The 3,712-nt window shown below is 69.9% G+C and carries 1 protein-coding gene; it reads left to right on the top strand.

All coding sequences use genetic code 11. The features are described from left to right. Positions 1 to 554: 554 nt before the first annotated feature. Positions 555 to 3,712 (top strand): pyruvate carboxylase (locus VED21_RS36470; protein WP_324891007.1); only part of this gene is annotated, 3,158 nt, incomplete at its 3' end.

The raw sequence follows: 3,712 nt of genomic DNA, 5'->3' as shown, positions 1-3,712 counted from the left end.
CATGTTCTCCTTCTACTGCCGCACGCCGTCGGGCTTCAACCTGGAGATCGGATACGGCGGCATCGTCATCGACGACGCGTCCTGGACGGTCGCCAGCTACTCGCAGCTGAGCGACTGGGGCCACAAGCGCTCCGCCTGACCGGAACGCCGGTGTGAAAGGCGCGCCGGCCGGACGCGATGCCGGGTCGCCGGGACGGCCGACGTCGACGCCTTCGCCGCTCCTGACCCGCTCCTCCAATTCGACGGCCCTGTCGCAGAACTCGCGTGAACAACAAGTCTTTGTCCGACGTGGCGCAAGGTATTCAGTATTTGATAAGACTATCCAGTAATTGTTCTTGCTCCTTCCTGGGATAGCCGCATCCTCGTTCCTCCCTAAACTGATGCTGGATTGGTGCTGATGAATGGAGCCCATGCCCAGGAAGGAGCCTTTTTACGAACGCCTAATCTGCTGGCTGCGGACGGCCTTTAACATTTCATTGTTCCGGTCTCGCGTGAAGCCAAGCGAGTCCAAGTATGCAGAATATCCGCTTGCGTGACTGATCCAGGGAGTTTGTATGATCACGCCGCCTTTTCGCAAAATGCTCGCCGCCAATCGGGGTGAGATCGCCATCCGCGTGTTCCGCGCCGCGACCGAGCTGGGCATCTCCACGGTGGCTGTCCATTCGACCGAGGATCGCTTCGCGCTGCACCGCTTCAAAGCGGACGAGAGCTACCTGATCGGCCAGGGCAAGGGGCCGATCGAGGCCTACCTGGACATCGACGCCATCATCGCCGTCGCCAAGCGGACCGGCGCCGACGCCATCCACCCCGGCTACGGCTTCCTCTCCGAAAACCCGGCCTTCGCAGACGCCTGCCATGATGCCGGCATCACCTTCGTCGGCCCTTCGTCCGACACCATGCGCCTGCTCGGCAACAAGGTCGCGGCGCGCAACCTCGCCGTCTCCGCCGGCGTGCCGGTCATGCCCGCCACCGGCGCCCTGCCCGACGATGCCGGGGAGGCCGCCCGGCTGGCCGAGGCCGTCGGCTACCCCCTCATGCTCAAGGCCAGCTGGGGCGGCGGCGGCCGCGGCATGCGCATCGTGGAGACCGCCAGGGACCTGCCCGACGCCCTGTTCGCCGCCCGGCGCGAGGCCCAGGCCGCCTTCGGCAACGGCGAGGTCTACCTGGAAAAGCTCGTCCGCCGCGCCCGCCACGTGGAGGTGCAGGTGCTGGGCGACGCCCACGGCACCCTCGTCCACCTGTTCGAGCGCGACTGCACCGTCCAGCGCCGCAACCAGAAGGTCGTCGAGCGCGCCCCGGCCGTCTACCTCACCGCGGACGAGCGCGCCGCCTTGTGCGACGCGGCGCTGAAGCTCGCGCACGCCGCCGGCTACCGCAACGCCGGCACGGTGGAGTTCCTGATGGACGCCGACACCGGCGCCTTCTACTTCATCGAGGTCAACCCCCGCATCCAGGTCGAGCACACCATCACCGAGGTCGCCACCGGCATCGACCTCGTCAAGGCGCAGATCCGCATCGCGGCCGGCGCCGCCATCGGCACCGAGGAGAGCGGCGTTCCCGCCCAGCCCGACATCCGCATCACCGGCCACGCCATCCAGTGCCGTCTGACCACCGAGGACCCGGACAACAGCTTCATCCCCGACTACGGCCGCATCACCGCCTACCGCGGCGCCAACGGCTTCGGCATCCGCCTGGACGGCGGCACCGCCTTTTCCGGCGCGCTGATCACCCGCCACTACGACAGCCTGCTGGAAAAGGTGATCGCCTGGGCGCCGACGCCGGACGAGGCGATAGCCCGCATGGACCGGGCGCTGCGCGAGTTCCGCATCCGCGGCGTCGCCACCAACCTCGCCTTCCTGGAGGCGCTGATCGCGCACCCGCAGTTCCGCGCCGGCACCTACACCACGCGCTTCATCGACACCACGCCCGCGCTGTTCCAGCACCCGCCACGCCGCGACCGCGCCACGAAGCTGCTGAGCTTCATCGCCGAGGTGATGGTCAACGGCAACCCGGAACTGAAAGGGAAAGCCGTTCCCCGCCCGGCCGAGCCGAAGGCCCCGGTCGTCACCCTCGACCCGCCGCCGCCGGGGCTGAAGCAGCGCTTGGCGCTGGACGGCGCCGAGGCGGTGGCCACATGGATGCGCCAGCAAGCCCGCGTGCTGGTCACCGACACCACCATGCGCGACGCCCACCAGTCGCTGCTGGCCACCCGCGTGCGCACGCACGACCTCACCGCCGTGGCGCCGGCCTACGCGCGCCTGCTGCCGCAGCTGTTCTCGGTGGAGTGCTGGGGCGGCGCCACCTTCGACGTCGCCATGCGCTTTCTGAAGGAGGACCCGTGGGAGCGGCTGGAGCGGCTGCGCGCCGCCATGCCGAACCTGCTGCTGCAGATGCTGCTGCGCGCCTCCAACGCCGTGGGCTACGCCAACTACCCCGACAACGTGGTGCGCCACTTCGTGGAGCAGGCGGCGGCCGGCGGGGTGGACGTGTTCCGCGTCTTCGACAGCCTGAATGCGGTCGACAACATGCGCGTCGCCATCGACGCGGTGCGCGGCACCGGCGCCCTCTGCGAGGCGGCGATCTGTTACACCGGCGACCTGCTCGACCCGCGCCGGCCGAAGTACGGGCTGTCGTACTACGTTGGCCTCGCCAGGGAGCTGGAGGCGGCCGGCGCGCACATCCTGGGCATCAAGGACATGGCCGGGCTGTGCAAGCCGGCCGCCGCGGCGCTGCTGGTGCGCACGCTGCGCGAGGAGGTGGGGCTGCCCGTCCACTTCCACACGCACGACACCTCGGGTGCCTCGGCGGCCAGCGTGCTGGCGGCGGTGGAGGCCGGGGTGGACGCGGTGGACGCCGCCATGGACAGCCTGTCGGGGCTGACCTCGCAGCCGCCCTTGGGCTCCCTCGTCGCGGCGCTCAAGCACACGGCGCGCGACACCGGCCTGGACGACGCCGCCATCACCCGGCTGTCGCACTATTGGGAGCAGGTCCGCCGCGGCTACGCGCCGTTCGAGAGCGACATCCGCGCCGGCTCGTCGGAGGTCTACGTGCACGAGATGCCCGGCGGCCAGTACACGAACCTGCGCGAGCAGGCGCGGTCGCTCGGCCTGGAGGAGCACTGGGAGGAGGTGGTGCGTGCCTACGCCGCGGTGAACCGGCTGTTCGGCGACATCGTGAAGGTCACCCCCACCTCCAAGGTGGTCGGCGACATGGCGCTGATGATGGTGACCAGCGGCCTGACCGAGGCCGACGTGCTCGACCCGGCGAAGGAGATCGCCTTCCCGGACTCGGTGGTGCAGCTCATGCGCGGCGAGCTGGGCCAGCCGCCCGGCGGCTTCCCCGAGCCGTTGCAGCGCAAGGTTCTGAAGGGCGGGACGCCGCTGCCCGGCCGGCCCGGCGCGCTGATGCCGCCGGCCGAGCTGGAGGCGGAGCGCGCCGAGGCGGCGCGCAAGGCCGGGCACCCGGTGGACGACCGCCAGCTCGCCTCGTACCTGATGTACCCGAAGGTGTTCACCGACTTCGCCCAGCACCGCAAGGCGTACGGCGACGTCGGCGTGCTGCCCACGCCGCTGTTCTTCCACGGGCTGGTGCAGGGCGAGGAGGTGTCGCTGCACCTGGAGCCGGGCAAGACGCTGATCGTGCGCTATCTGGCGACCGGCGAGCCGGACGAGAGCGGCCGGCGCGCGGTGTTCTTCGAGCTGAACGGCCAGCC

The sequence above is a fragment of the Azospirillum sp. genome, assembly GCF_035627195.1.
Taxonomy (GTDB): Bacteria; Pseudomonadota; Alphaproteobacteria; order Azospirillales; family Azospirillaceae; genus Azospirillum.
This window is presented reverse-complemented; position numbering and strand designations above follow the sequence as displayed.